The following is a 23,809-nucleotide window of genomic DNA, read 5'->3' on the forward strand; positions in this document are numbered from 1 at the left end:
CCCGCGGAGCGGGTCCCACAGCGCTGCGCGCTGTGCCAGCGAACCGCTTCGCTGCGCTCAGCGGGAGGGCGCTTCGCGCCCTCGGGGCCGGCCCTTCGGGCCGGTGTCCTGCGCTGCGCTCCGGACGGTTCGGGGTTCCGCTTCGCTTCACCCCGAACGGCCTGCTTCGCAGGCGGGAGTGACCCCGTTTCACGGGGTCCGGGCCTTCGGCCCGTTGGGCTGGTCCGCTTCGCTCCCCGGCCTGGGTCCTTCCGGCTCCGCCTCCAGGACCAGCCCGCTCCGCGGGCGGCTGGCAGCAAGGGGGCGAGGGGTGTGCCTCGGCTCCTGGCCTGTGGAGCTTCTGAAGGCGGTCAGGGAGCTGGAGTCTGCCTGCGGCTGTATTGGTGCTGCCCGCGCCCCCGGCGCCCGGACCGCCACGCTGCCGGCTGCCGCGCTCACGAGGAGGGGCCCTCGATATTCAGCGGCGGCAGTCACCCCCGGGTGGCAGTCTGGTCCGATGCCTACCTGGACTCCGTCGGCCGTACTGTCCGACAACCTGCGATATCTGCTCAACGAGTGGGATCCGCTTGGTGTCGCCTACCTCTCGCAGGACGAGTACGACTGCATGCTCGCGCATTTGTTCCAGCGCCTCCACCGGGGCACCAACCGGGCGGAGATCGGCGAGTTCCTCTGGTACGAACTGGAGGACCACTTCGGACTGGACCCCGTCGGCCACCGCACCGATGCGATGGCCGACCGGCTGATCGCCTGGTGGTCCGCAGTGAACCCCGCCCCGGACACCAGCGGGACACCGGCGGCCTAAGAGCCGTCAAGGCTGCCGACGACTGGGTGCGCCGGGCGGCACGGGCCAGACAAGATCCGAAAGTGCTTCATTCTTATGCCCGGATTGAAAATGGGCCAGAGGGTATCCCCCTGCTGGGGCCTGGCTCGCCATCTACGGCTGGTGTCAGCAGCCCAGACATGATGGCGGCTCAGGACCCTGCCGGTAATGAGCGGTTCCACCATAGGACATACCCAGCGCCACGGTGAGCTGCTTGACGTCGAGTTCGTCAGCGAGGGTGAGCAGCCGTGTGGAGCGCAGGACTCGCGGGAGGAGGCCTACTGGCGCAAGGCTGTCTCGGATGTGGGCTGCGCCTGCGGGATTGGTGGTGACTCTGGTGAGCCGAGTGACGAGTACGTGCGGGTTGTCGGTGTGCAGGGCGCGGCGGTGGGTGAGGCAGGTTTCCAAGGCTCGCCATATGACGTCATCGAGAGCGAGATCGACGCTGCGCCCGGGGAAGCGGATCGTTCGGGAGGCAGTGGCGATGTCCATGAGGGTGAGATGGCGAAGTTCGGTGGTGGTGGCAGCGTGCAGAAGAGCCGCCAGTCCGATGAACGCCTCGTGCGGCAGGACACCCTCACCGGCCTCCAGCGGCGGTAGAGGACACGCTGCTCGTCGAGGGTGAGAGTGAAGCCGCTGAAGCCACGTGGCCGCGGGGCCTCCACGGCCGCAGCGGGATCGTAGAGCACCAAGCCGTGATGCCGATCCCGAATTTTCCTCAGAGCTACTCTTCGCCCCAGTTGGTTCACGGAGTGAACCAACTGGGGAAGGTGGGGAGCGAGAGCCGGCGTGACGCTGCTGCTCTTCGACTGGTGTCAGAGCCGTGGGGGATGATCGGGCCATGCTGCAAGCGAGAGACGAGCACGGTCGTCAGGTGAGGAATCCGGGGCCCACGGCCTTGAGCCGGATGGTGGCGAACCTCAGCCGGGGCAACGCCTTCGTGATCGTCGAGCGAGTCGACGATGAGGCGGCCGGCGATTGGTATGTGCAGGTGTGGCTGAGGGATGACAACACCTATCAGCTGGAGTTCCGTGACGGGACGGCGGCAGAGCACTACCAGACCCGGACGATCTCCCAGGAAAAGGTGATCATCGCCCTGAGCGGCTGGGCCAAGGGGTGCCCGGGCTGGAAGGACGTCTTCATGTGGAACAACATCGGTGCCTCGTTCGAAAACGCCGACTGACCCTGCCGCCGCCTGGGGCCGACAGGGTCAGTGACGTGCGTTCGCTCAGCTGCGACGCATGAGGATGACGTCGGGACTTGCTGCGGGGATGGTGGGCCGCGCGGCCTCGGGGGTGGCGAGAAGCGCGACGATGGTGACGGGTTTGTCGCAGTGCGGGCAGTTGCGGATAGCTGTGGGCGTCAGGGGTGTGGGTGCCGGCGACTGCCGCGTGACCACGTCGGTTTCCGCTGCGTTGATGGCTTCGTCGCGTTCACGGCGTCGTCGCCGGGCTGCTCCGGCTTTGCAGCGGGGGGTGCAGTAAGTGTGGCGTGTTGCCTGTGGGTTGACCTGGAATTGGGTCCAGCAGATGGGGCAGGACCGGAGTTCAACCAGCACGTCCGGTCACCCCTTTGCGGAGGTTGTCGGAGTGGGACTGGTGCGAGCGGAGGCGGTAGGAAGGTCCGTCGATGCCGACTACGGCGGCTCGGTGAAGGAGCCGGTCGAGCATCGCGGCGGCGACGGTCGCATCGCCGAAGGCACCTGCCCAGTTGGCAATACCGACATTTGTCGTGAGGATCGTGCTCGACTTCAGATACCTCTGGTTGATTACCTGGAAGAGTGCGGAGGCGCCGTCGCCAGGCAGCGGGAGGTAGCCGAGTTCGTCGATCACGAGCAGGCGGGGGCCGGCGAAGAACCGCATGATGCTTGACCAGCGGCCTTCGAGTGCGGCTTTGTGACACTTGGCTGCGAGTTCGGCGGCGGTGGTGAAGTAGACGCGGTGGCCGGCGTCGACCGCGGAGCGGGCGAGTGCGACGGCCAGCATGGTCTTGCCGACGCCGGGCGGGCCGACCAGCAGGACGTTGGAGGCGTTGTCGAGGAACCTTAGGGTGGCCAGGTCGCGGATGAGTTTCTCGTCGACGCCGGGCTGGGCGGCGAAGTCGAAGTCGTTGAGGGTCCATGGTTCTGGCAGGCAGGCGAACCTCCGTCGGGAGGAGAGTTTGCGGGCTTCGGTCGCCTCGACTTCGATCTCGAGGAGTTTCTCCAGGGCGGTGGTGAGGGTCATCCGCTCGCGCGGGCCTGGTCCAGGACGCGGGGAAGGGCTTCGGCGGCGTCGTTGAGTTTCAGATAGGACAGGTGTCCTCGCAGCTGCTGGTAGCGGCGGGCCTCGCTCATCGGCATGGTGTCACTCACTCTCACGCTCCTGGTCTTCGTGGGTGGGGGCCTGCCGCAGCCGGTCGGCGACGGCGGCGTAGTGGCATTAACGCTCTGATTCGGCTCCACTTTCCGGCTTGAGTTGGCCCCACCCCTGGGGGCGTACGGGAGCGTTCGGGGGTTGTTCCGGTCTGATCTGGCCCCACCGGGCGTCGAGCGGTGGGACGGTCGTGGTGGGCCACCGTGTGGGGGCGATGCCGGATGGAGTTGTCGAGGGAAGATCTGTTCCTGCGGATCCGCCGTGACTCGTGGCAGGAAGGGCTGTCGATGCGGGCGCTGGCCCGCAAGTACGGCGTGCACCGCAGGCTCGTACGCGAGGCTTTGTCGTCGCCGGTGCCCAGGCCGCGGGGACGCCGGTGCGGCCCTCGCCCAGGTTGGATCCGTTCAAGAAGACGATCGACGAGTGGCTGTTGGGGGATCTGGAGGCGCCGCCGAAGCAGCGGCACACGGTCCAGCGGATCTTGAACCGGCTTCGGCAGGAGTGCGGGGCGGAGATCGCCTACACCACGGTCTGGGACTACGTCTCCCGTCGGCGCCGGGAGATCTCCGAGGCTGCGGGGGTGGCACCGGCGGCGGGGTTCGTGATCCGCCACAACCAGCCGGGCATGGACGCCGAGGTCGACTTCGGAGAGGCATGGGTGGACCTGGCAGGCGAGAGGACGAAGTGCTTCGTCTTCGCCCTGCGTCTGGCCTACTCGGGCAAGGCGGTGCACCGCATCACCACGTCCTGCGGCCAGGAGGCTTTCCTGGATGGCCACGTTCACGCCTTTCGCACGCTGGGCGGCGTCCCGGGCGGTCAAATTCGTTACGACAACCTCTCGCCGGCGGTCTCGCGGGTGATCCACAAGAGCCGGTCACGGGACGAACACCCCAGGTGGACGGAGTTCCGCCAGCACTTCGGGATCACCCCCTTCTACTGCGAGCCGGGACTTCGCGGCGCCCATGAGAAGGGCGGAGTGGAGGGTCAGGTCGGCTACTTCCGCCGCAACTACCTCACGCCCGTTCCCCGGGTGGGCTCTCTGGACGAGCTGAACGCGTCCTTCGCCGAGTTCGAGCGGGCGGAGGAAGGTCGGCGGATCGGGATGCGGATCCGCACGATCGGCCAGGACTTCGCCCGCGAGTCTGTGCTGCTGATGCCGCTGCCGCGGGATTCCTTCGAGACCGGCGTCGTGTTCACCCCGCGGGTGGACCGCTACGGGATGATCGCTGTGAGGGTCTGCCGCTACTCGGTTCCGGCCCGGTTCATCGGCCGCACCGTCCGGGTCGTGCTCCGCTCCAGCGACCTGATCGTCTTCCACGGCCGCACCGAGATCGCCCGTCATCCCCGTCTGACGGCGAAGGGCGCCGAGCGGGTCGTCCTGGACCACTTTCTCGAAGTCCTGCTGGCCAAGCCCGGCGCCATGGCCGGCTCCGAGGCTCTGGACCAGGCCCGCCTCGAGGGCACGTTCACCGCCGCCCACGAAGCGTTCTGGGCTGCGGCGAAGAAGGCCGAGGGCGACACCGAGGGCACCAAGCAGCTGGTCCACGTGCTCCTGCTGCACCGGCACCTCGCACACCGCGACGTGATCGCCGGAATCCGATCCGCCCTCTCGGCCGGCGCCCACACCGCCGACATCGTCGCCCTCGAAGCCCGCAAGGCCGCTCAGAGCGATGGCCGTTCCCCCACCGTGACGGTCACCGGGCCGGCACCGGCACTGCCCGGGCCGGAGCCCAGCGAGGTGGTCAGCCTGAATGCCCGCCGGGCCGTCCGCCTCCCCACCGACCAGCGTCCCCTGCCCTCTCTCGACCGCTGGGACCAGCTTCTGAACCGCTCCAGGAAGGACGCGCCATGACCGGCCCGCACCACAACCTGACCGAGACCGCCTCCGACGCGGCGATCGACACCGCCTGCCGGGTCCTGCGGCTGCCCACCATGCGAGCCCAGTTTCCCGACCTCGTCGCCCGCGCCGAACGCGAACGGCTCTCCTACCGAGGGTTCCTGGCCGAGCTGCTGATGTCCGAATGCGAGGACCGGGACCGACGACGCTCCGAGCGACGGATCCGGGCGGCCGGCTTCCCCCGCCAGAAGTGGCTCTCCGACTTCGACTACAGCGCCAACCCCAACGTCGAGCCCGCCGTGGTCAACAACCTCGCCACCTGCGACTGGGTCAAGAAGGGTGAGCCGCTCTGCCTGATCGGGGACTAAGGCACCGGCAAGTCCCACCTGCTGATCGGCCTCGGGACGGCCGCGGCCATGGCCGGCTGCCGCGTCCGCTATGCCCTGGCCGCCAAGCTCGTCAACGAGCTCGTCGAGGCCGCCGACGAAAAGCAGCTGTCCAAGACGATCGCCCGCTACGGACGCGTCGATCTTCTCTGCATCGATGAGCTGGGCTATCTCGAGCTCGACCGGCGGGGCGCCGAGATGCTGTTCCAGGTTCTGACCGAGAGGGAGGAGAAGAACAGCGTGGCCATCGCTTCGAACGAATCGTTCGGAGGCTGGACGAAGACGTTCACGGACCCGCGGCTCTGCGCGGCCATCGTCGACCGGCTCACCTTCAACGGCACCATCATCGAGACCGGCACCGAGTCCTACCGCCTCGCCCAGACCAAGGCCAAGCAACAGGCGAAGAAGTAGCCCTCACAGATGACCGGTGACTCTCTGGATGTGGATCACGGCTTCCGGCGACCTTGGCGATCGAGGTAGTCGACCAGTTTCGCTTCGCTGCGGCGCAGTCGAACAGACTCGTCCTCAGGCAGGGAGCCCAGCGCGTCGGCGAGGACACGTTTTCGGGAAATGTGGACCATTGCACTGGAGTAGATCCGGCACCCGGAGCACCATGCCAAGCCGACGCACCGCTCGAACATCGAGGACTCGGGCGGATAGAGACGGAACTGGTAGGAGCGGACGGCGGTCCCGCAGGCAGTGCAGCTTCGGCGATCACCCTCCTCGACCGTGTCCCAGGTCGCCACCTTGACCCAGTGCCACCGCCTTGCCGGTGCTCTTCAAGTCGTCATGCGCAGCATTCTCGCTCATGGCCCATCAGCCCACCTCAATAGCCCCACGACTACCATGGCTGGCCCTGCTGAGACCGGAACCCGGAGCCAGTTCAGGCCGGAACAAGGGCCGCTTCAACCACCGACGCGGCGCCGGCCCAGACCGAAAATCTGGGGCCATTTCACGCCGTTAACGCCACACAGCCTGGCCCCCACCACACACGAGGTGGGGGCTTTCGCTGAGCCAGCCCGTACCGCCCTGGCTCGGGCACCGGCGGAGCGCGCGGCCAGGCTGTCGGCCCCAATCATGTGCGGCGACTGCATGTACAGCTTCGCCGTACCGGAGTCCGCCGAGTGAGAACGGTCTGTCTGGCCAGATAACCCGCGGGCCTCGGCGTTCCCGCCGGAAATGCCGGGGCCCGCGTCGTCGCGCGCCTGAAGGCGGTTGGTGCCTTCGGTTCAAGCAGCGGGCGGCAGGAAACCGCTGTACCGCTGCTACTCGCCCCCGGAACCTCCCGCCTGGCGCTTCCGCCCGCCGACGGTGACCAGCGCGGGCCCCGCCCATGCGGAAGGCCCCCGCACCGTCCTGGTTCGAGGGCCTTCGAGCAGGGCCTGGAGTAGCTCGCCGCGCCCGTCATGAAGACAGGGGCCTGACTTGGTCGGCCTGGTTTCAGCGGCCCAGGCCTGGCCGGCGCTGCGGATCTGTTTTGGTCGAGCGTGGCGGGCTTTGGGGGCGTGGAATGCCGAGGGTCGGTCCCCTGGTGCCGGTGGTGGAGCGGCTCCTTGGAGCGCTCGTACGGACCGCGGGCGCCGCACTGGAAGGCCGCCGGGCGGCCGTGCCCACCTGCATGTCGGCCTCGGTGCTTCGGTGTTCCAGCACGGGAGCCTCAGGCCCCCGAGCGGGCTTCGCGGCCCATGACCCGCGGTCGAGCTCGATCAGCCCGGTGAGCACGCCCTCGGCATGCAGCCGGTGCGCGTTGGCCCGGGACAGCGAGTACCCGGACTCATCCGGGTACAGGGCCCGGATGAGCCCTTCGGGGGCCATGCGGCCGCCGTATCCGTCCTCGCTCTGGTCGAATCTGATGCGGTCCTTCTGCCAGCGCAGTGCGTTCTGCTCCAGGGACGTCTGCATCGGCACCTCGACGCTCAGCACCACGCGGTCGCTGTAGCCCTCCCGGGCGAGGCCGCCGAGCATCTGGGAGGTCCACTCATAGCTGCCCATGACACCGTCGTAGAGCAGGTTGAAGCCCTCCGTCCGCGCCCAGCTCTCTAAGGTGTCCCGGAGGAAGGAACTCTCCCGGTGGACCAGCGGGGCCAGTTCGGCCGGCGCCAGGCGCAGCCCGCCCGGCAGCTCCTGAGCCGCCGAGGAAACGGGGGGCGCGCCGCCGTGCTCGATGATGGCCTTCTTGAAGATGTCGGGGTCCAGGACGATGTAGTCGCCGACGTCGGCCCCGTGTACCTGGGCGAGTGCCTGGCCGAGGTCGCTGCCGTCGCCCTGCCGGGCGCGCAGCAGCCCCAGCGAGGTCCCCTTGCCGGCGCCGGGCGGACCCGAGGTCAGCAGGACCGCCTGGCCGCCGCGGGGAAGTCCCGCGCAGGAGGCCTTCGCCTCATCCATGATCGTGCGGTGCAGCCGCAGCCGCTCCACCGACCATATGCCGTCGTAGTGCCTGCCGTGGGTGTCCGCCGGGCCCGTCGCCAGATCTCCCCTGGCGAACCGGTCCTGCAAGTGGCTTAGACGGCCCGGTAGTTCTCGCGCAGTACGTCCATGTGCTCCCCCCTTCCGTGGCCTGGGGCTCAGCGGGTCCGTCGCCGACGCAGGATCTCGGTGTAGTCCTCTTCGGAGATCTGGCCGTTCACCACCGCGGCGGCCAGCACGTCGGCGGTGTTGTCCTGGTGGGTCGGGAGGGTGTGGACCGGGTCGTGCAGGGTCTCCTCCAGCGGCCAGGCCGCCGCCACCCGGTTGAGCATCTCCTCACGGTCGACGCCGCCGACCGCGTAGTCGTGGAGGTAGGTCCCCAGGGACTGCATGGTGGGTGCTCCTGTTCGGTGAGGCATAGCGGTGGGGCGCCAGTGGCCCCCCACCATGATCATTCCGTCAAGGGGTGATGCCAGACGACGGGTCGCGCCAAGCGTCAGTAGACGACGTCCAGGCACCTGCCTGGGAGGTCCACCACCGCGTCGAAGTCGCCGAGCGTATACCCGTGCTTCGCGGCCGCGGCCAGCAGGTCCTCCAGCACTTCGGTGGCGGCCGTCAGCTGACGGTCCGTCACCGGGTCGCCGTACCGGTGGACCGCTGCGACCCGCTGGGCGGGCGTACGGGAGTCAGCCACGGCCACGCTCCCCCGCCTCGGCGCGCGCCTCGGCGACGTCGTCCAGGCCGTCCTGGTCGTCGCCGGTGCGCTGCTCGGGGAAGTCGTCCACGAACTCCACCTGGTGGCCGCACGCTTCGCACCGCTCCGCCGGCCCACGGTCCCGGGTCCGCCCACCGCAGGCCGGGCACTTGCCCCCCGGGCCGCCCCCCAGACAGGACGGGCAGGAGTCGGTCACCGGCTGCTCGGCGCCGGTTCTGGGGGTGATCCCCCATCCGTAGTCGAAGGCGGCCCGCAGGGTGTAACCCAGGGTCTGCCCCGGGGTGGCCAGCATGATGGCCAGACACCGCTCGGTGTTGCAGGTGATCGCCGGGATCAAGCTCATGAACGGGTCTCCTCGATCGTGGCCGCGATGGGTTCGGTGACGGCGGTTGGCGCGGTGGCGGTGCCTCCCGCAACCCCGGTGCCCTCGACCGCTGCTTGCCCCGCCCGGTCATGAAGACACGGCCCGACTTTGGTCGGCCTGGCTTCAGCGGCCCAGACCTGGCCGGCGCTGCGGCTCTATTCCGGTCGAGCGTGGCGCGCTTTCGGGGCGTGGACCGCCGAGGACCGGTTTTCTGGTGCCGGTGGTGGAGCGGCTCCTTGCGGCGCTCGTACGGACCGCGGGCAATGCGGGTTTCCACAGCGGCCCGAGTGAGCGCTGCATCGCGCCGTTCGCGGCAGGGTGGATGAGCGGCTTCGCCAGCTCAAGGACCCGCACCAGCTCTTGGCGTGCTTCGTCCCGCATCTCGGGTGGCAGCGCCTCGATCCGCTGGAGGGTCCGGCCCGTCCCTGCGGCGAACAGCAGGGGCTTCTGCTCGGACCAGGGGGCGTTGCGCTCCCGTTCCACGGAACTCGGGGTGTCGGCCTCGTGGATCCACAGGTGGGAGGCGTCCAGCTGGTTGCGGTAGACGACGGAGACGTCGCGGCGCACTACGAAGACGGCATGGGGGAGGGGCCCGGCGTCGATGTTTGCAGTGCTGCGTAGGACTCCGCGATAGCAGGCGTCGTGGATCTTCCGGCCCTGGCCGAAGGCCTCGACCTGCTGGAGATAGCGGTCCAGGGCGCCCAGGGAGCTTTCCGATTCGTGGACGGCGACCACAGGGACCTCGACCCAGTAGTTCGCCGCCCACAGCCTGGCGGCGGGCTCCTCGAAGTCGCGAGGGTCGCGCATCGCCGACTCCATGATGATGTCGAAGCCTTGCTCGATGGCATACGCCTCGGACTTCTCCATCCACTTGTGGCCGTCGATGCTCGTGTACGCGCCGGCGGTGGTGTCGTCCGCCGCCATCAGCTCGTCGAACATTGGGTGGTGAGGCTTGCAAGTGTCCAGGTTGATGTTGACGGCTTCCCCCCGGGCCGCCAGCGCCCTGGCCACCGCGGAGGTGATCGCGGTCTTGCCTGCCCGGTCTGTCCCGACACGATGATGGCGATGGGCCGCTGCTGCGGCGTACCGACCAGCTGCTGCGGGATGACCCGCTCGCGGAAGATCCGCTCGTTCTCGGCCTCGGATAGGACGTAGCGGGTGCGGTCGACCTCCGTCACCGGGCGTTCCGCAGCTGCGCCAGCTTCTGGGCCGACTCGGTGGTGACCGCGTCCACCGCTGCCCTGTCTTCCGGGGTGAGGGTCTTACGCCGGGCGGCCCATTCGCCCTGCCCAGCCGCCAGCTCACCGGCGCGGGCGGCATCGCCCGCCTTCTCGGCCCGGCCGATCAGTCCGGAGTAGGCCCCCACCACGTGGTTGATCCCTTCCAGGGCAACCTCGTACGCCGTGCCGTCCTCAGCTGACCATGAGGCCTGCTCCATACCCGCAAGTACCGTGTTCTGATCCTTCATCATGATCTCCTGTCCCATCGGTCGTACGGGCCGCAGTCATCAACCACCGGGGGCGAACAGCCAGCCCCACTCTGCCAGAGTCCGCCCGCTGTCTGGTCAGTCCGGCCGGAGCGCCTACGAGCCGTCGGCTCCCTGGCTTTGTACGCGTCGATGGGCAGCGCTTTGACAGCAGTTCGGGCTCTTGTCCACGACTTGTGGTGAGGCCACGCGGGGTGAGCAGTGGATGATTCGGAGCGTTTTGGACCTTGAGTCAGAACGGCGGGTCTTCGCTGTAGCCGCCGCCTATCCAGTTGCCGTCCCAAGAAGCGCGTGCAGCTCTCAGGCGGGCATAGTGCTCGCGGGCTGCGATATCGGACGCGTTCTCCAATCCGCTGGTGTCGTGACCCCATGCCTTCAGCGCGTCCAGGACCCGGTCGCGATGGTGCCGGTCAGTGCTGGTGGCCAGTAGACGTCGTGCGTGGCCGACCAGATCGGCTTGGTGCTGGGTGAGGAGGGGGTGCTCTATGAGGGGAATAGCAGCGATCAGAGCGGCGTGCCGCACGTCCGCGTTGTCATGGCCGAGAAGGACTTGAACAGCGGAAAAGATCGCCGGCCGTGCGTCCCTGAACGCACGCATCTCCGCGTACTCATCGAGACATCCCTCACCGTAGAGACGTTCGTCAATGGCAACGCACTCGTCGTCGGCGTCGTAGGCGGTGTCGCCGAGCCAGTCGAGGAGCTGCACGAGGGTCGGGCGGGTCGTGGCGTCGTGCCTGTGGTCGCCTGCCGCGATGGCCGGGTGGTTGAGGATCGCCGCAGCGAAGAGCGCCACGGGCACGGTGGCCTCGTAGATGCTGTTCTGGTGAGTTACGGGTCCCAGCGCATCCTGGAGGGCGGACTCCCTGATGACCGGGTCAGGGTTGGTCAGGAGGGTCAGCGCCGCCGGCAGGGCTTCGCCCGTGCCGCAGGCTGTGGCGAGCGACGCCCAGTTTGTGCTGTCCAGCAGTGTCTGAAAGGGAGGGAGCTCAGCGGGGCGAGGCTGCTCGGTCTGTCTGCGGCTGCGGGTCACAGGCTGAGGCTATTGCGTTGACGAGCCAGAGTTGTGCCGTTCAGCGGGATCTTGATGCGATGCAAGCTAAGTTGGCGGTAGGGAACCTGAATCCGGGTATCGGGAACGGGTTTCTGGCGGGGACGGATATTGCCTACGCCCGCTCGGATAGAGGGGCGAGGCTCTTCTTCCGAAACGTGGGAGGCGGAATTCAGATCGTCGGGAAATCCGATAAGGGAAATGAGCCTGCGGTGATCAAAAGGTTGCGTGAAATTTATGGATAGTGATTCGTTGATTCGGAGGCAAATTGGTAGCGCCACTGCTCTCTTCATGATTGCACTTGGGCAGGGGCCAGAAGATGCCTCCAATCTTGATCTGGTTCTGACCTTGGAGGACGGGTCGCGATGGAGTGCGACTGTTCTCACCCTGGGGGAAGTGGATTCAATCTGGAAGCGATGGGAGGCGACGGGAGAGCGCTTCAATGGCAGGTACCTCAGCTGCCCAGATCTCCTGCTTGTGAGGGAGGCCGGAATTGACGGAATATGCGAGGTGCTGGAGGATATTCTAGCGACGGGGGGGCCGGAGGGGACTCTGGTGCGGCTGGAAGATGATGGCGAGATTGGCTGACCAGTCCAATTAGTTCACGTTAGCGAAGTTGAGGTCCCATCGGTCATAATCGATGGGACCTCTGAGGTGTTTGACCGAGGCTGTGAATGGGTGCCCTGGTGGTACTGGTTGGGCGTCAGTGGGATCGAGTTGGCTGTGCCCGATCTTTCCCTGGTGTGAGTTGTGATCTTGGCTGCCACTGGGTGACCAGGTTACTGCCATGAGCCGCGTAGCAGCCGGGCGGGTGTCTAGCGGTGGGCGGATCCGGCAGCGAGGTGATCAGCCGCAGCAGCGTGGATGCCTGGCGTGGTTATCGTGCACCGTGTCGGGTGGGCTCAGCGGCCGGCTGCGGGGCCGCGGTGCGGGTCGGGCGGCTGGGGGCGGTGTGTGCGCTGGTCGTCCTCGCGCACCGGACGCGGCGCGGTGGTGTTCTCGCGGTCGGCGTACCGCTCTATCCTGTCGCGGGCCTGGTCGGCTGCCTTTGTGAAGACGGCTTGGAGGTGGTGCAGCTGCTCGTTGGTGAACTCCAGGCTTCGACGTCGGTGCGCGACTTCTTCAGGGCTCGCATGGCCGTCATGTCGAGCACCGGCTTGTTGTCCAGGCGTTCGATCTCGGCATCGGCATCGGTGTCCGGGGAACGGTAGGAGGAGCTGCTCGGGCATCGCGGCCTGCTGGTGGGCGGTGATGTCGTACATCGCGCGGCCGGTGCGGCGGGCGGTGCGGAGCTGGGCGGCGAGCATGGTGGAGGCGATGACTGCGGGGTGGTAGCGCAGCGGGACGCGGGGGATGTCCCACTCCCCCGTCTCCAGCGGCAGCGGGAGTATGTCGACGCTACCGGGGCCGGCCGGGGGCAGCTGCTCCGGGTCGGGTGTGGCCGTGGGGTGGCGCCTGCGGGTGGGTGGCGGGTCGGCCAGGGAGAGGCGGGCGGTGTAGAGGCGGTAGTCCGCCATGAGGCCCCGGACGGTCTTGGGTTCGCTGATGTCCACGCAGTGCGCGGTGAGGGCTGCGTCCACGACCTGGTCGTCCAGGCCGGGGGCGCGGCGGCGGCCGCGGAGTACGAGGGCGAGGTGGCGGCGGGCTTCGGCAAGCAGGTGCCGGCGGTGGAACCAGCCGTCGCCGTTCATCACGAACACAATCGCGGTGACGTCAAGGGCCGCCAGGGCGACGTCGACGATCTGGGCGACCCTGGCCCGGATCGCGACGGCGGCGGCGCGGGCGCGCTCGTGGAGGGAGTCGATGATGTGCGGCTTCACACCGGAGTTCAGGATGGCGTCCTTCCTCCACCACACGCGCAGCTGCGCGAGCGGCTGGGTCTTCTGCTTGAGCGGGCGCGTCTTGCGAGCGGCGATCTGGTTGAGCTTGGTCCGGGCCCGTTCGGAGACCACTGGCAGGAACTTCAGGTCGCCGTTGTCGTCGACGGCGGTGACGTACTCATGCTCCAGGTCCTGGCGGCAGGCTTCGATCTGCTCACCGCGCCGGGCGGTCCAGGCGGTCAGCTCGTGCGGTATCCCCGCGATCTCCATCACCGGCCGGCGCCCGGCGCTGACGGTGCGCGGCTCGGTCGCCAGCCCGAGCGTCTCGCAGACCTCGGCGGCCACGGTCTCGTTGTAGAGGGCGGAGGCGGCGACAGTGTTCTCGAAGAGGACCTCGGAGTGGACCAAGCTCCACTTCCCGCCCGGCCGCTGTCCCTTGACCGACAGCAGTAGGTGGACGTGGAGCAGGGGCATCCCCGCCCGCGATTCGTGGTGGCGGAAGCGGGCGGCGACCAGGCCGCCGGGCGGCCGCACTCGGTAGACGCCGTCCGTGCCGAACCGGATCACCGCGACGTGGTCCTCGATCCACTCCAGGACCTGCTCGAGTGATAGCTGGGTCTATGAGGTTGATGATCTTGGCTGTCGTGGGATGACCAAGCTGCCGCCACGGGGTGGCTAGCACGGCGATGGTTGGCTGTCGTGGGTTTGCTCATTCCTGTGTTCGTGGTCTTGGCCGTCGGGTGTGCTGGCGGGTATGGGTGAGGATTTGCGGCTGGCGCGGGGTGTGGTGATGCGTCGGCTGTTGGCGGTGGACCAAGGGCGTGGGTCGGTGTCGTCGCTGCATGTGCAGGTGATCGCGGAGGCGGCTGGGGTCTCGGTCCGGACGGTGTGGCGGTGGCTCTCCGAGGCGCGGGAGGGCCGGCTGGAGCCCGTGGGGCGGCAGGACAGGTTCACGCTGGACGACGAACAGTGGCGGGTTTTGGCGGAGGTAGGCGGGAACGTCGCGGCGTTGCACCGGCAGATGACGGCCGGCGGAGCGTCTTCGGCGGTGGATGTGCCGTCGGTGGGGACATTGCATCGTGTGGTGCGCCGGGATTTGCGCGCGGGGCGAGTGTTGGAGGTGGCGCGGCCGTTCCGGAACCTGTTGTCGGCGTACACATGAACGTGCTCAGCCACGTACGAATGAACGTGCCCATTTCTTCTTGACGTGGTGAGGGTTGCTGCTGGGCAGCCTGCTGCTGGCCTGGTCGGGTGGCGGAGGGCGGCTCACCGTGGTCTTGGACCCGCAGCGATGGATGGAGCTTCGGCGATTTCGCGGGCTGTTCGAGTCCGGGGCAATGAGCTTGTCCGAGATCGCGAAGGAGACGGGACTCAACCGCCGCACGGTCCGCAAATACCTGGCACCCCAGGCCCCGATCTCTCCGCCGCGCCGGTCATCGAGCGGGCACGCTCGTGGCCGGATGGTGGACGACGTCGCTCCGCTGATCGACGCGATGCTGCGGTCAGAGATCCTGATCAAGGGGGGCTGTGGTCCACGAACGCCTGGTGGCGGAGTACGGCTTCACCGGCAACTACCAGCGGGTCAAGCTCTGTATGCAAGAGGCCCGCCCCCGAGTCGCGGAAGAACTGGGCATCAGCCCAGGCGAGCTGGCCGGCCTCCACCGCAGGTTCGAAGTAGTGCCCGGAGCACAGGCCCAGGTCGACTGGGGAGACGAGGGCAAGATCCTCGCCCACGTCGGCATCCCGACGGTCTACTCGTTCCACATGACCTTGTCCTACTCGCGGGACCCGTTCTGCTGCTTCACCACCAGCCAGGACCTGGCCACCTTCTTCGACTGTCACCGTCAGGCGTTCGCCCACTTCGGCGGGGTGCCGATGTCGATCGTCTATGACCGCACCAAGACCGTCGTCCGCCGGCACGTCGCACCGGGCGAGGCGGTCCCGCTCCATCCGGAAGCGGTCGGATCCGCCGGGCACTACGACTTCGACATCGACTGGCCGCCTACCGCCCCACGGGAAAAGGCCGGGTCGAGCGGCAGGTTCTGATCGTCCGCGACCACGTCCTGGCCGGACGGGCCTTCTCCTCCATCGAGGAACTGGACTCCGCGTTCAACGCCTGGGTTCCGTTGCGCCGAGCGAAGTCTCACGGCACCCATGGTGAAGTCATCGGCCACCGTGCCATCCGCGACCACATGGCCTTGCGGCCGCTGCCCGCGACGCCATATGTCGTCACTCAGCGACACCTTCGCTATGTCGGAAAGGACTGCCTGGTCGCCTTCGACGCAAACCTCTACTCAGTGCCGGCCCGCAAGGTCCGCCCTCGTCAGCTGGTTGAAGTCAGGGCCACGAAGACCCAGATCAGCCTGCATGCCACCATGCCGAACGCCGACGCAGAGACCCTGCTGGCCACCCACCAGCGGGCAGTCGGCCGCGGAGCCTTCGTCGTCGACAAGAAGCACTGGGACGGGCTTCCCGACGGACGGAACCGGCGAACCACAACCGGCGACGTCCCGCCCCGGCCCCGCCACCAAGACGCCTTGGGCCAGGAAGCCGGCTCTCTGATGGCTCTCCTCAACCGGGCCGCGGCCGTCCGCGTCGAGGTCGGCCGCAGACCGCTGTCGGTCTACGACGAACTGACCGGGACACGACCCTTCACCCACCCCACGCCGGAGGAGCCCAGTTGAGCGAGCTGGTCAGCACCCGTATCCGCAGCACGGCCGCCAAGCTCGGCCTGCCCCACCTGGCCGAGGGCCTGGCCCAGTACGCCAGTAGGGCCGACGACGCGAAGATGGGTTACCTCGACTTCCTCGACCTCGTCCTGGCCGAAGAGCTTGCCGTTCGTGACGACCGCCGCTTCCGCCAGGGTCTGCGGCTCTCCAAGCCGCCGCACCACAAGACGCTGGACGAGTACGACTTCGCCTTCCAGCCCGAACTCGACCCCCGCAAGATCAAAGACCTGGCCACTCTCGCCTTCGTCGAGGCCAAAGCCAACGCGGCCCTGCTCGGACCGCCCGGGGTCGGGAAGACACACATCGCGGTGGCTCTCTCCGTTGCCGCCTGCCGAGCCGGATTCTCGGTCTACTTCACCAGCCTCGACGACATGGTCCGCCAGCTGAAGGCCGCCGAGACTGCTGGCCGGCTCAACAGCGAGCTCCGTACCTATCTTCGGCCGGGCGTCCTCGTCGTTGACGAGGTCGGCTACCAGCCTCTGGAGCGGGCCGAGGCCAACCTGGTGTTCCAGGTGATCTCAAAGCGGTATGAAAAGGGCTCGATCATCCTGACCTCGAACAAGACCTTCAGCGAATGGGGACAGGTGCTCGGCGACGAAGTCCTCGCGACCGCCATCCTCGACCGCCTCCTGCACCACTGCGAAGTCGTCTCCATCAACGGCCCCAGCTACCGGCTCAAGAACCGACTCGCTGCCATCGAACGTGACAACACAGCCGCCTGATTGACCCCGGTCTCGCCAGGGACCGACCTCCATGCCTGGTCACGGCCGCCGCGATCTGCTTCGCGTGGCCGTGACTTATGTGGTTCACGGCCGGAGGCATTCTCCCTGTGGATCGAAGCAGATGAGACCGTGTTCACGAGCCAGAGCAGCGGCGTAGTCGGACACTTCCTCAGCCTTGCCATAGGACATGACCAGGTACACGATCGGCCCCGATGCTTCGTCGATGACCGGCGTCGACGCCCATACGGTGCTGCCGTCGACATCGTCGGGGTATCGCGCAACGAGCGCATACACGTAGGCCGCGATGCTGGGTGCAGGCGGGACGATCACGTCGTCCGACTCCAGGTAGCGCTCATAGAGCTCGTCGTATGTCGAGCCTGCTCGGTGGTCGTCAGGTGGGCATTCCCCGTCCCACACAGCAAGGTCATAGCTCACAACCACATGCTCGCAGTTAGCAGCCTCTCCGGAGTCAGCAGGGCTCTGTAATCGGCCCAACCCCCAGGCCATCCGTGAGGGCTTCTAGGTGAGCACGTTCGTCCGTACTTGGCTGAGCACATTGATGGGTACGCCGATACTTGCAAGGCGACGGTGAAGGTCCCCGCCCTGACGGTCGAGACCGGCAGGCAGACGACGGGCACGATCACCTACCGGGACTCCACGACCAAGCGGAACACCACCGCCGCCACACACACCGTGAACCGCGACCTCGCCCGTGGCCGCCCCGGGCCAGGCGGCATGGACGTGCCCGACGCTGCGCTGCGACAAGGAGATCGGCGTCAGCGCGGGCTGTGTGTTCCCCGCCGCGACCCCGACCCTCACCACGATGAGCCAGCTCCCGGCCGTCGCCGCGAACATCCGCCGCGTCATGGACGCCGGACCCCACCACTACGGCGACCGCACCCGCGGCAACCCCCTGACCCGCACCACCGACCCCAAACTCGAACGGGCCAACCGAAGCGAGGGCCGTCTGGCCGGGTCGCCTCGGGCTGGTCTGGCCGACTCTGGAGACGAAGGGGGGACCGGAAGGGAGGGTCCCGGGGATGGCGCTCAGGCCGCCCGTGGAGCCCATGCTGGCGCAGGCCGCGGAGTCGGTGCCTGGCCCGGCCGCGGTGCGGGCCGGGGTGGCGTACGAGCAGAAGCTGGACGGGCACCGGGCGTTGCTGTTCACCCCGGCCGGTCCGGGCGGCGCGGTGGTGGTGCAGACCCGGGGCGGGGCGCTGGTCCAGGACCGGTGGCCGGACCTGGTGGCGGCCGCCGCTGAGCAGCTGCCGCCCGGCCTGGCCTGGTCCTCGACGGCGAGTTGCCCGTCTGGGACGCCGAGGAGGGCCGGCTGTCGTTCAAGGCGTTGCAGCGCCGGGCTTCCGCCCGCGCACGCGGCGCCCCGGCCCTGGCCGCCAGATGGCCGGCCTACTTCGTGGCCTTCGACATCTTGCAGGTCGACGGCGAGGAACTGCTGCGACGGCCCTACAGGGACCGCAGGACCGAGCTGGAGAAGTTGTTCACCGACTACGCCCTGACGGCGCCGTGGACGCTGTGCCCGATGACGACGGACCTGGCCAAGGCCCGGGAGTGGCTGGAAACCTGGACCGACGTGTCCGGAGTCGAAGGCCTGGTCATCAAGCCCCTGAACAGCCGCTATCTGCCCGGCTACCCCGGGTGGACCAAGATCCGCCGACGGGACAGCACGGAGGCGATCATCGGCGCCGTGACCGCGCTTGTCACGCATCGGTCTCACCGAAAGCGATGTCGCATGTCTCGACGCCGCCCGAGTTCTAGGCCGTCTTCAAATGATCTTGGCTGGTGGATCATGGTGTCGTGATACGTCGTTATGAGCTGTCCGATGCCGAGTGGGAGTTTGTCCGGCCGTTGCTGCCCAAGTCGTTGCGGGGGCGGAAGCGGCTGGACGACCGCAGGGTCTTGAACGGGATCGTGTGGAAGTTCCGTACCGGCGTCGCGTGGCGGGCCGTTCCCGAGCGTTACGGGCCGTGGGCCACCCCGCATAGCCGTTTCCGCAGGTGGGCGATGGACGGAACGTTCGACCGGATGCTCCGGGCCGCCCAGGCGAAAGCCGATGCTGCCGGTGACGTCGAGTGGCTGGTCTCGGTCGACTCCACGATCGTCCGTGCCCATCAGCATGCGGCGGGGGCCCGAAAAGGGGGCTCCGCACCCCGGCTCTCGGCCGGTCCAGAGGCGGTCTGACCAGCAAGATTCATCTGGCCTGTGACGGCCGTGGTCGTCCGCTCGCTTTCGTCGTCACGGGCGGCAACGCCAACGACTGCACCCGGTTCACCGCCGTGATGGAGGCGATCCGCTCCTGGCTCCGCCGTCGCGGCATACCGCACACGATTCCCGAGCGGGCCGACCAGGTCCGCAACCGGGCCCGGCGGGGCAGCCGCGGAGGCCGCCCGCCGGCCTTCGACCGCGATACCTACAAGCGTCGCAACGTCGTGGAACGGTGCTTCAACCGCCTGAAGCAGTGGCGCGGGATCGCCACGCGATACGACAAGACTGCCGAGTCCTACGAAGCAGCCGTCACCCTCGCATCACTCCTGATGTGGGCGTGACATTTGACGACAGAACCTAGGACTTGTCCGGCCGATCATGCGCGGAGCCCGAGTGTTCTCCTGAGCGCCCCGGGAGCGGGACGTTCTTGGTGCGGGACTTGGTGGCGGCTTCGCCGGGCTTCGAGTTTGATGCTCACGTCTTCAACAAGCGGGGTGTGCTGCGGCGTTGGAGGGGAACCCATCGGATGGCGAGGCGTTTGTCTGTATGATCCTTTCGCTTCGGGACCGGGAGGTCCTCCGTGGGGAGGCAGGACGTCATGTGTGCAACAGGGCTGTCCGGGCCGTCGTACATAGGTCCGTTCCGGGTGGTGGCAGAACTCGGGCAGGGCGGCATGGGGCGTGTTCTGCTCGCCGTGGCCCCCGACGGACGTCTCGTCGCGGTCAAGCAGGTGCACCCCGAACTGGCCGAGGACGCCGGGTTCCGGGCCCGGTTCCGGCGCAAGGTGGCGGCCTCGCGCAAGGTGTCCGGTCCCTACACCGCCGCCGTGATGGACGCCGACACGGAGGCCCAAGAGCCCTGGCTGGCCTCGGCCTTCATACCCGGCCCCACGCTGAGCCAGGCCCTTTCGCGATCTTGCATTCCGGTCATCCCGTGACTGGCCCGGTCGCACTCAGCAGCCCGTGCACTTCCCGTTGATCCTTTGCGCCCCTTACTGCGCCCCCGTTCCGCCCACGTAGCTTGCCTGAGCATCCATTGCCGGGCAGGCCCCGCAGGCCGGCCAGAGGAAGGGACCATATGACCCAGCACTACGGGCGCAGGAAGTTCGGCCTTGCCGCACTCGTGCTCGCCGCCACTTCCGTGCTGCTGCCGGCGCCTGCCAGCGCTGCCCCCACCGCCTGGGCGTGCGCGTCGGGGCGGTTCTGTGTCTACTCCGGCGACAACGGAACCGGCTCCGTATGTTCGTGGAGCGGTGACGACAACGACTGGCACAACGGTGCCACCGTATGCAGCTGGACCGGGACAACGCGGGTGCAGTCGGTGTTCAACAACGGCACGTCGACCCGGCCCGTCACGGCCTACACCGCGATCAACTACGGCGGCACCGCCGCGGTGTGCGTATGGATGGGTGAGAAAGCGAACCTCGCGGGGGTGGGAACGTACCTGCGCTCACACCACTGGGTCTGCTGACCGTTCCCACCCCGGTGTGAGGGTTTGCCGGGGCAGGTTTTGGGTGTGCTTCTCGGCAGGGCTGGCAGCCCAGCGAGTCGCTCGCGTCCTGCCGTCTCCCGCCGACGTCGAACATGTCGGCGGGAGACGGGAATCCCTCACGGCTTTCCGGCCCCGGGTCGAGTTCAAGGTGGCGGGCACCGTGGACTCTCAGGGCTCGGAACGGCGCGTCACGCCGCCGCGGGAGCGGAATGTGGCCCCGGCGCCCTCGAGCAGGCGGTGCACACCGCCGTACGACCTGCCGGTCTCGTCTGCCAGAGCCCTGATCGACTTCCCTCCCTCGTACTTCGATTTCAGGTCGGCGGCGAGCTTGTCGCGGTCCGCACCGGCTCGAGCCGACGGGCGGGCGTCTTCTTGGGCATGAGCTGTTTCCTCCCTGAAGGGCGGCCGATGCCTCCATGATCACGTGAGGCGAAGGCCGTGGCCATCGGTTAGGTGAGAGCCACCAGGATCGCGCTGTGCCTGGGTTGGCATTCGCCGCAGGAATGGGACGGCGGGAGGCCACGCGCCAGCGGACGAGAGGGCCCGCGTTCCGTCGGCGGCAGCGGGCAGTGATCCGGGGAGGTCGGTCAGTGCCCGCCTGGGCGGGATGCGGTCGCCTCGGCTTGTACCCGCACCGACTCGCCACACCTCACGGACGGCAGCGAGTACACCGCGATCACCGTGTCGACGTCGGCCAAACAGGGATAGTCAGCCAGCAGGCTGTCCAGCGCCTGGCTGCTCACGCGCGCCCGGGCGCCGGGACCCTCGGCCGCCCACTGGGCCATGGCCCGGTGCGTCGCAGCCTGAGCCGCGGCGCAGGGCGCGGGGAGGCACGACGGCAAGGTAGGCGGCGTGGTAGCCGCGAAAGGCGGTCATGATTCCTCGGTGGAGACAGGTGGTGAGCCCCTCACAGCCAACTGGAATGCACCCCTCCGTATCATCGGTCGGCAGACGGACATCGCTTTCCGCGGAAACCTCCGTGCGGCGTACAATCCTGTGGCGGCCCGTCATGCGAGCGGTCGGCCCGGTGGCCCGCATAGCCGGGAGCGCTTCGGTTCTCGTGCACCGAACTGGGTGTCCGGCAGAGTTTCAAGCGCTTGGCAGGTCGCGCGTGTCGGCTTCGGTGAGGAGGCAGTCCATCAGGCGTGCCGCAGTCACGGTGCCCAGCAGACGCACTTTCCCGGCTCCGCGTTCGATTACGGCGACCAGTGGACTGTGCGTGCGTGCCATGAGCGCGGCGACCTCCATGGGGAGGGCGTCCGGGCCGACGTAGGGCGGAGGGAAGAGGCGGCGCGGGAGCCACTCGGCAACGGTCAGGGAGCTTCGTCTGCCGTTCCAGCGTCCGCCGCTGTGGGCTGGTAAGCACCTCCCAACCCCACCCGTACGGCGCCGGGGCCACCGGCACGCCAGCGACCGGCGGGAAGCACCGAGACCGGTGCGCTGGCCGACAGGCTCCGAGCTCGCCGGAACCGCACCTTGGTAACCCCTCGCGGCCAGCCCTGCGCCAGTAGTAGCGAACATCGCCCGGCTCTCGGACGCCCGCCGAGCCCCGCAGCGCTATGCGCTGACGACTCCTGCGCGGGCGCTACCGAATCGTGTAGGTCCGGCTTCGGGGAGCAGCATGGATAGAAGAGCCCTTAGCCGACACGCCGGGCCGGCTGGCCCCCAAGGAGGCCAGGCATGGCCACGCACGAGCCGCTCCGTCCCATGGAGCAGGACCGCCCGGTCGGGCTGTCGCCGCCGGGAGGGCTGCTCGATCTGCTCAGCGTGGCAGCCGTCGTGCTGGACGCTCGGGGGCGCATCGTGTTCTGGAGCCCCCAGGCCGAGGAGGTCTTCGGCTACGCCGCCGAGGAGGCCCTGGGCCAGTACGCGGCCATGCTGGTTCGCGACGAACACCGGGACCTGGTGACGAGGCTGTTCGCCGAGGTGCTGAGCACGGGGGCGAGCTGGGCCGGCGCGTTCCCGATCCGGCACAAGGACGGCAGCACACGCCTGGTGGAGTTCCGCAACATGCGGCTGCTGGACGACCTCGGCGACATCTACGCGCTCGGCATCGCTGCCGACCAGACCACGCTGCAGCAGGTCGAAACCGACCTGGCGCTCTCTCAGCGCCTGGTCTCGCAGGCGCCCATCGGCATCGCCCTGCTGGACCCAGACCTGCGCTACCTGCTGGTCAACCCGGCCCTGGAGCGCATCAACGGCGTCCCGGCCGCCGACCACATCGGCCAGCATCCCCGCGACATCCTGACCTTCCTCGACGTGGATACCATCGAGTCCGCGCTGCGTCAGGTGCTGCTCACCGGCACACCCGTGCTCGACCAGTACACCGTCGGCCGTACCCCGGCCGACCCCAACCACGATCATGCCTGGTCGGTGTCGTACTTCCGCATCGAAGGCGCAAGCGGCCGCGTCATCGGTGTGGCGAACTCGGTGGTCGACGTCAGCGAACGCCACCAGGCCACGACCGAAGCGGACCGTGCGCGGCGCCGCTTGGCCGTGATCGCCGACGCCTGCGCTCGCGTCGGCACCACCTTGGAGGTTGAGCACACCGCGAAGGAGCTCGTCGGCGTTGCCGTCCCCGACCTCGCCGACATCGCGACGGTCGACGTCCTCGACGACGTCCTCGCCTTCCGCCCCCCACCCCCTCCCGCGAGCCGGGCCCGGAACGGTTCCGGGCGCTCGCGGTGGCCGCGGCCTACCCCACCCACGCCACCGCCGCCGCGCTGGCAGCCGGCGACCTCGCGACGTACGGAGCCGACCGGCTGATCACACGCTGCGTCCACACCGGAGCGCCCATCGTCGTCGCCCACGCCGACGGTAATGATCTGCAGCACATCGGCCGCGATGCCGAAGCCGCGGCCACCTTCGCCCGCGCCGGCGTCCACTCCTACCTTGCCGTGCCACTCATCGCCCGCAGCGAGGTCCTCGGCGTCCTCGACCTGCTGCGCGCCCGCAACCCCCTGCCCTTCGACGAGGACGACGTCCTCCTCGCCGGGGAGATCGCGGCCCGGGCCGCCGTCGCCATCGATAACGCCCGCTGGCACCAGAGCGTCGTCGTAGTCGCGTTCCGGCAGCAGGCCCTGCCCATCCCCGAGAAGGCGTCCGTAGAGGTAGGTACGCAAGCTGTGATTGAAGATTGCGGGGACGAGCAGGGCTCGTGCTTGACGCAAGGCGCATGAGCAATCTCGGTTGAAGGAAAGAATGACTCGCCGTGCGTTTCATACAAGGTGCGCTCCATGCTCGCTCGTGACTTCGTGACTTCGTGACTTCGTGACCGGGGACGAAGGTGCCATGTCGCCGCGCAGAGCCTAGATGTATTGACCCGCAGGGTTGTTAACTCGGCTGATGGGCGGGTGGCCGCCCAGTGCGGTGTGGCAGCGGTGGTGGTTGTAGGTGTGGAGGAAGTCT

Annotated in this window: 23 protein-coding genes and 5 pseudogenes; 14 read left to right on the top strand and 14 right to left on the bottom strand. The window is 68.2% G+C overall.

The genetic code is table 11. The features are described from left to right. The first annotated feature begins 496 nt into the window (after positions 1-496). The 3 genes from AC069X_RS36580 (at position 497) to AC069X_RS36590 (ending at position 2,003) form a co-directional block, all read left to right on the top strand. Positions 497-802 carry a hypothetical protein gene (locus tag AC069X_RS36580; protein ID WP_478735795.1) on the top strand — a complete coding sequence of 102 codons (306 nt, stop codon included), beginning with the start codon at positions 497-499 and terminating at the stop codon, positions 800-802. A 186-nt stretch (positions 803-988) separates the two neighbouring features. Next, the gene (locus AC069X_RS36585; protein WP_478735797.1) at positions 989-1,420 is read left to right on the top strand and encodes a hypothetical protein; all 432 of its coding nucleotides are present in this window, start codon (positions 989-991) and stop codon (positions 1,418-1,420) included. Between the two features lie 241 nt (positions 1,421-1,661). Then, positions 1,662-2,003 (top strand): hypothetical protein, encoded by a 342-nt coding sequence (locus tag AC069X_RS36590; protein WP_478735799.1) that lies wholly within the window; start codon positions 1,662-1,664, stop codon positions 2,001-2,003. Between the two features lie 45 nt (positions 2,004-2,048). Here AC069X_RS36590 and AC069X_RS36595 read toward each other — a convergent pair whose 3' ends face one another. The 3 genes from AC069X_RS36595 to AC069X_RS36605 are packed head-to-tail and all read right to left on the bottom strand — an operon-like array spanning position 2,049 to position 3,173. Then, positions 2,049-2,378: a hypothetical protein gene (locus tag AC069X_RS36595; RefSeq protein ID WP_478735801.1), complete on the bottom strand. Its 330-nt coding sequence runs from the start codon at positions 2,376-2,378 to the stop codon at positions 2,049-2,051. Next, complete coding sequence (gene istB / locus AC069X_RS36600) at positions 2,368-3,045, bottom strand: IS21-like element helper ATPase IstB (protein WP_478735803.1); 678 nt, start codon at positions 3,043-3,045, stop codon at positions 2,368-2,370. Before istB (AC069X_RS36600) ends, AC069X_RS36595 begins: the two co-directional genes overlap by 11 nt. Then, a complete protein-coding gene (locus tag AC069X_RS36605) occupies positions 3,042-3,173 on the bottom strand; it encodes a hypothetical protein (RefSeq protein ID WP_478735805.1) in 132 nt (43 codons plus the stop codon). The genes istB (AC069X_RS36600) and AC069X_RS36605 overlap by 4 nt, the downstream gene beginning before the upstream one ends. A 222-nt stretch (positions 3,174-3,395) precedes the next feature. Here AC069X_RS36605 and istA point away from each other — a divergent pair. Both istA and istB (AC069X_RS36615) read left to right on the top strand, forming a co-directional pair. Continuing rightward, positions 3,396-5,026 (top strand): annotated as a pseudogene (istA, locus tag AC069X_RS36610) (IS21 family transposase). Next, positions 5,023-5,808, top strand: a pseudogene (gene istB / locus AC069X_RS36615) (IS21-like element helper ATPase IstB). The pseudogenes istA and istB (AC069X_RS36615) overlap by 4 nt, the downstream one beginning before the upstream one ends. A gap of 1,029 nt (positions 5,809-6,837) precedes the next feature. Here the strand turns inward: istB (AC069X_RS36615) and AC069X_RS36620 are convergent. The 8 genes from AC069X_RS36620 to mobF form a co-directional block, all read right to left on the bottom strand. Next, a complete protein-coding gene (locus tag AC069X_RS36620; RefSeq protein ID WP_478735807.1) occupies positions 6,838-7,893 on the bottom strand; it encodes a zeta toxin family protein in 1,056 nt (351 codons plus the stop codon). Positions 7,894-7,961: 68 nt separating this feature from the next. Then, complete coding sequence (locus AC069X_RS36625; RefSeq protein ID WP_478735809.1) at positions 7,962-8,195, bottom strand: hypothetical protein; 234 nt, start codon at positions 8,193-8,195, stop codon at positions 7,962-7,964. A 104-nt stretch (positions 8,196-8,299) separates the two neighbouring features. Continuing rightward, positions 8,300-8,497: a hypothetical protein gene (locus tag AC069X_RS36630; protein WP_478735810.1), complete on the bottom strand. Its 198-nt coding sequence runs from the start codon at positions 8,495-8,497 to the stop codon at positions 8,300-8,302. Further along, positions 8,490-8,861: a hypothetical protein gene (locus AC069X_RS36635; RefSeq protein ID WP_478735812.1), complete on the bottom strand. Its 372-nt coding sequence runs from the start codon at positions 8,859-8,861 to the stop codon at positions 8,490-8,492. The genes AC069X_RS36630 and AC069X_RS36635 overlap by 8 nt, the downstream gene beginning before the upstream one ends. 144 nt (positions 8,862-9,005) lie before the next feature. Further along, positions 9,006-10,175: a zeta toxin family protein gene (locus tag AC069X_RS36640; protein WP_478735833.1), complete on the bottom strand. Its 1,170-nt coding sequence runs from the start codon at positions 10,173-10,175 to the stop codon at positions 9,006-9,008. After that, positions 10,057-10,368: a hypothetical protein gene (locus AC069X_RS36645; RefSeq protein ID WP_478735814.1), complete on the bottom strand. Its 312-nt coding sequence runs from the start codon at positions 10,366-10,368 to the stop codon at positions 10,057-10,059. Before AC069X_RS36645 ends, AC069X_RS36640 begins: the two co-directional genes overlap by 119 nt. A gap of 232 nt (positions 10,369-10,600) precedes the next feature. After that, positions 10,601-11,398, bottom strand: a complete 798-nt coding sequence (locus tag AC069X_RS36650; protein WP_478735816.1) for a hypothetical protein — start codon at positions 11,396-11,398, stop codon at positions 10,601-10,603. A gap of 920 nt (positions 11,399-12,318) precedes the next feature. Further along, positions 12,319-13,830 (bottom strand): MobF family relaxase, encoded by a 1,512-nt coding sequence (mobF, locus tag AC069X_RS36655; protein WP_478735835.1) that lies wholly within the window; start codon positions 13,828-13,830, stop codon positions 12,319-12,321. A 160-nt stretch (positions 13,831-13,990) separates the two neighbouring features. Here mobF and AC069X_RS36660 point away from each other — a divergent pair, with 160 nt between their 5' ends. From AC069X_RS36660 to istB (AC069X_RS36675), 4 genes are all read left to right on the top strand, one after another. Then, positions 13,991-14,398 carry a helix-turn-helix domain-containing protein gene (locus AC069X_RS36660; RefSeq protein WP_478735817.1) on the top strand — a complete coding sequence of 136 codons (408 nt, stop codon included), beginning with the start codon at positions 13,991-13,993 and terminating at the stop codon, positions 14,396-14,398. Between the two features lie 365 nt (positions 14,399-14,763). Then, a complete protein-coding gene (locus AC069X_RS36665) occupies positions 14,764-15,282 on the top strand; it encodes a DDE-type integrase/transposase/recombinase (RefSeq protein WP_478735819.1) in 519 nt (172 codons plus the stop codon). 146 nt (positions 15,283-15,428) lie between these two features. Continuing rightward, positions 15,429-15,920: a Mu transposase domain-containing protein gene (locus AC069X_RS36670; RefSeq protein ID WP_478735821.1), complete on the top strand. Its 492-nt coding sequence runs from the start codon at positions 15,429-15,431 to the stop codon at positions 15,918-15,920. After that, positions 15,917-16,687: an IS21-like element helper ATPase IstB gene (istB, locus tag AC069X_RS36675; protein WP_478735823.1), complete on the top strand. Its 771-nt coding sequence runs from the start codon at positions 15,917-15,919 to the stop codon at positions 16,685-16,687. Before AC069X_RS36670 ends, istB (AC069X_RS36675) begins: the two co-directional genes overlap by 4 nt. Positions 16,688-16,771: 84 nt before the next feature. Here the strand turns inward: istB (AC069X_RS36675) and AC069X_RS36680 are convergent, their stop codons facing one another. Beyond that, entirely contained in the window at positions 16,772-17,122 is a 351-nt protein-coding gene (locus AC069X_RS36680) for a hypothetical protein (RefSeq protein ID WP_478735825.1), read from the bottom strand. Positions 17,123-17,987: 865 nt separating this feature from the next. Between AC069X_RS36680 and AC069X_RS36685 the strand changes: the two genes are divergently transcribed. The 4 genes from AC069X_RS36685 to AC069X_RS36700 all read left to right on the top strand — a co-directional run bounded on the left by AC069X_RS36685 (position 17,988) and on the right by AC069X_RS36700 (position 20,380). Next, the gene (locus tag AC069X_RS36685) at positions 17,988-18,506 is read left to right on the top strand and encodes an ATP-dependent DNA ligase (RefSeq protein ID WP_478735827.1); all 519 of its coding nucleotides are present in this window, start codon (positions 17,988-17,990) and stop codon (positions 18,504-18,506) included. Next, a protein-coding gene (locus tag AC069X_RS36690; RefSeq protein WP_478735837.1) for an IS5 family transposase occupies positions 18,506-19,251 on the top strand; the annotation gives its coding sequence in 2 pieces (ribosomal slippage) (positions 18,506-18,845 and positions 18,845-19,251; 747 coding nt in all). The genes AC069X_RS36685 and AC069X_RS36690 overlap by 1 nt, the downstream gene beginning before the upstream one ends. A gap of 308 nt (positions 19,252-19,559) precedes the next feature. Then, positions 19,560-19,847: a hypothetical protein gene (locus tag AC069X_RS36695; protein WP_478735829.1), complete on the top strand. Its 288-nt coding sequence runs from the start codon at positions 19,560-19,562 to the stop codon at positions 19,845-19,847. A gap of 140 nt (positions 19,848-19,987) precedes the next feature. Continuing rightward, positions 19,988-20,380, top strand: a complete 393-nt coding sequence (locus tag AC069X_RS36700) for a peptidase inhibitor family I36 protein (RefSeq protein WP_478735831.1) — start codon at positions 19,988-19,990, stop codon at positions 20,378-20,380. Between the two features lie 189 nt (positions 20,381-20,569). Here AC069X_RS36700 and AC069X_RS36705 read toward each other — a convergent pair. After that, a pseudogene (locus tag AC069X_RS36705) lies at positions 20,570-20,746 on the bottom strand (helix-turn-helix domain-containing protein); the annotation flags it as partial. A gap of 1,362 nt (positions 20,747-22,108) precedes the next feature. On the opposite strand from AC069X_RS36705, the pseudogene AC069X_RS36710 reads away from it, so the two are divergent. Beyond that, a pseudogene (locus AC069X_RS36710) lies at positions 22,109-23,523 on the top strand (PAS domain-containing protein); the annotation flags it as partial. Positions 23,524-23,709: 186 nt separating this feature from the next. On the opposite strand, the pseudogene AC069X_RS36715 reads toward AC069X_RS36710, so the two are convergent. Continuing rightward, a pseudogene (locus AC069X_RS36715) lies at positions 23,710-23,809 on the bottom strand (IS481 family transposase); the annotation flags it as partial.

It is taken from the genome of Streptomyces sp. NPDC043896, from assembly GCF_056435605.1.

Coding starts and splice junctions, on each gene's coding strand:
- AC069X_RS36660 (WP_478735817.1), top strand. CDS start 13,991: ATGGGTGAGGATTTGCGGCTGGCGCGGGGTGTGGTGATGCGTCGGCTG.
- istB (WP_478735803.1), bottom strand. CDS start 3,045: ATGACCCTCACCACCGCCCTGGAGAAACTCCTCGAGATCGAAGTCGAG.
- AC069X_RS36645 (WP_478735814.1), bottom strand. CDS start 10,368: ATGGGACAGGAGATCATGATGAAGGATCAGAACACGGTACTTGCGGGT.
- AC069X_RS36590 (WP_478735799.1), top strand. CDS start 1,662: ATGCTGCAAGCGAGAGACGAGCACGGTCGTCAGGTGAGGAATCCGGGG.
- AC069X_RS36635 (WP_478735812.1), bottom strand. CDS start 8,861: ATGAGCTTGATCCCGGCGATCACCTGCAACACCGAGCGGTGTCTGGCC.
- AC069X_RS36700 (WP_478735831.1), top strand. CDS start 19,988: ATGACCCAGCACTACGGGCGCAGGAAGTTCGGCCTTGCCGCACTCGTG.
- AC069X_RS36670 (WP_478735821.1), top strand. CDS start 15,429: ATGGCCTTGCGGCCGCTGCCCGCGACGCCATATGTCGTCACTCAGCGA.
- AC069X_RS36580 (WP_478735795.1), top strand. CDS start 497: ATGCCTACCTGGACTCCGTCGGCCGTACTGTCCGACAACCTGCGATAT.
- AC069X_RS36585 (WP_478735797.1), top strand. CDS start 989: ATGAGCGGTTCCACCATAGGACATACCCAGCGCCACGGTGAGCTGCTT.
- AC069X_RS36625 (WP_478735809.1), bottom strand. CDS start 8,195: ATGCAGTCCCTGGGGACCTACCTCCACGACTACGCGGTCGGCGGCGTC.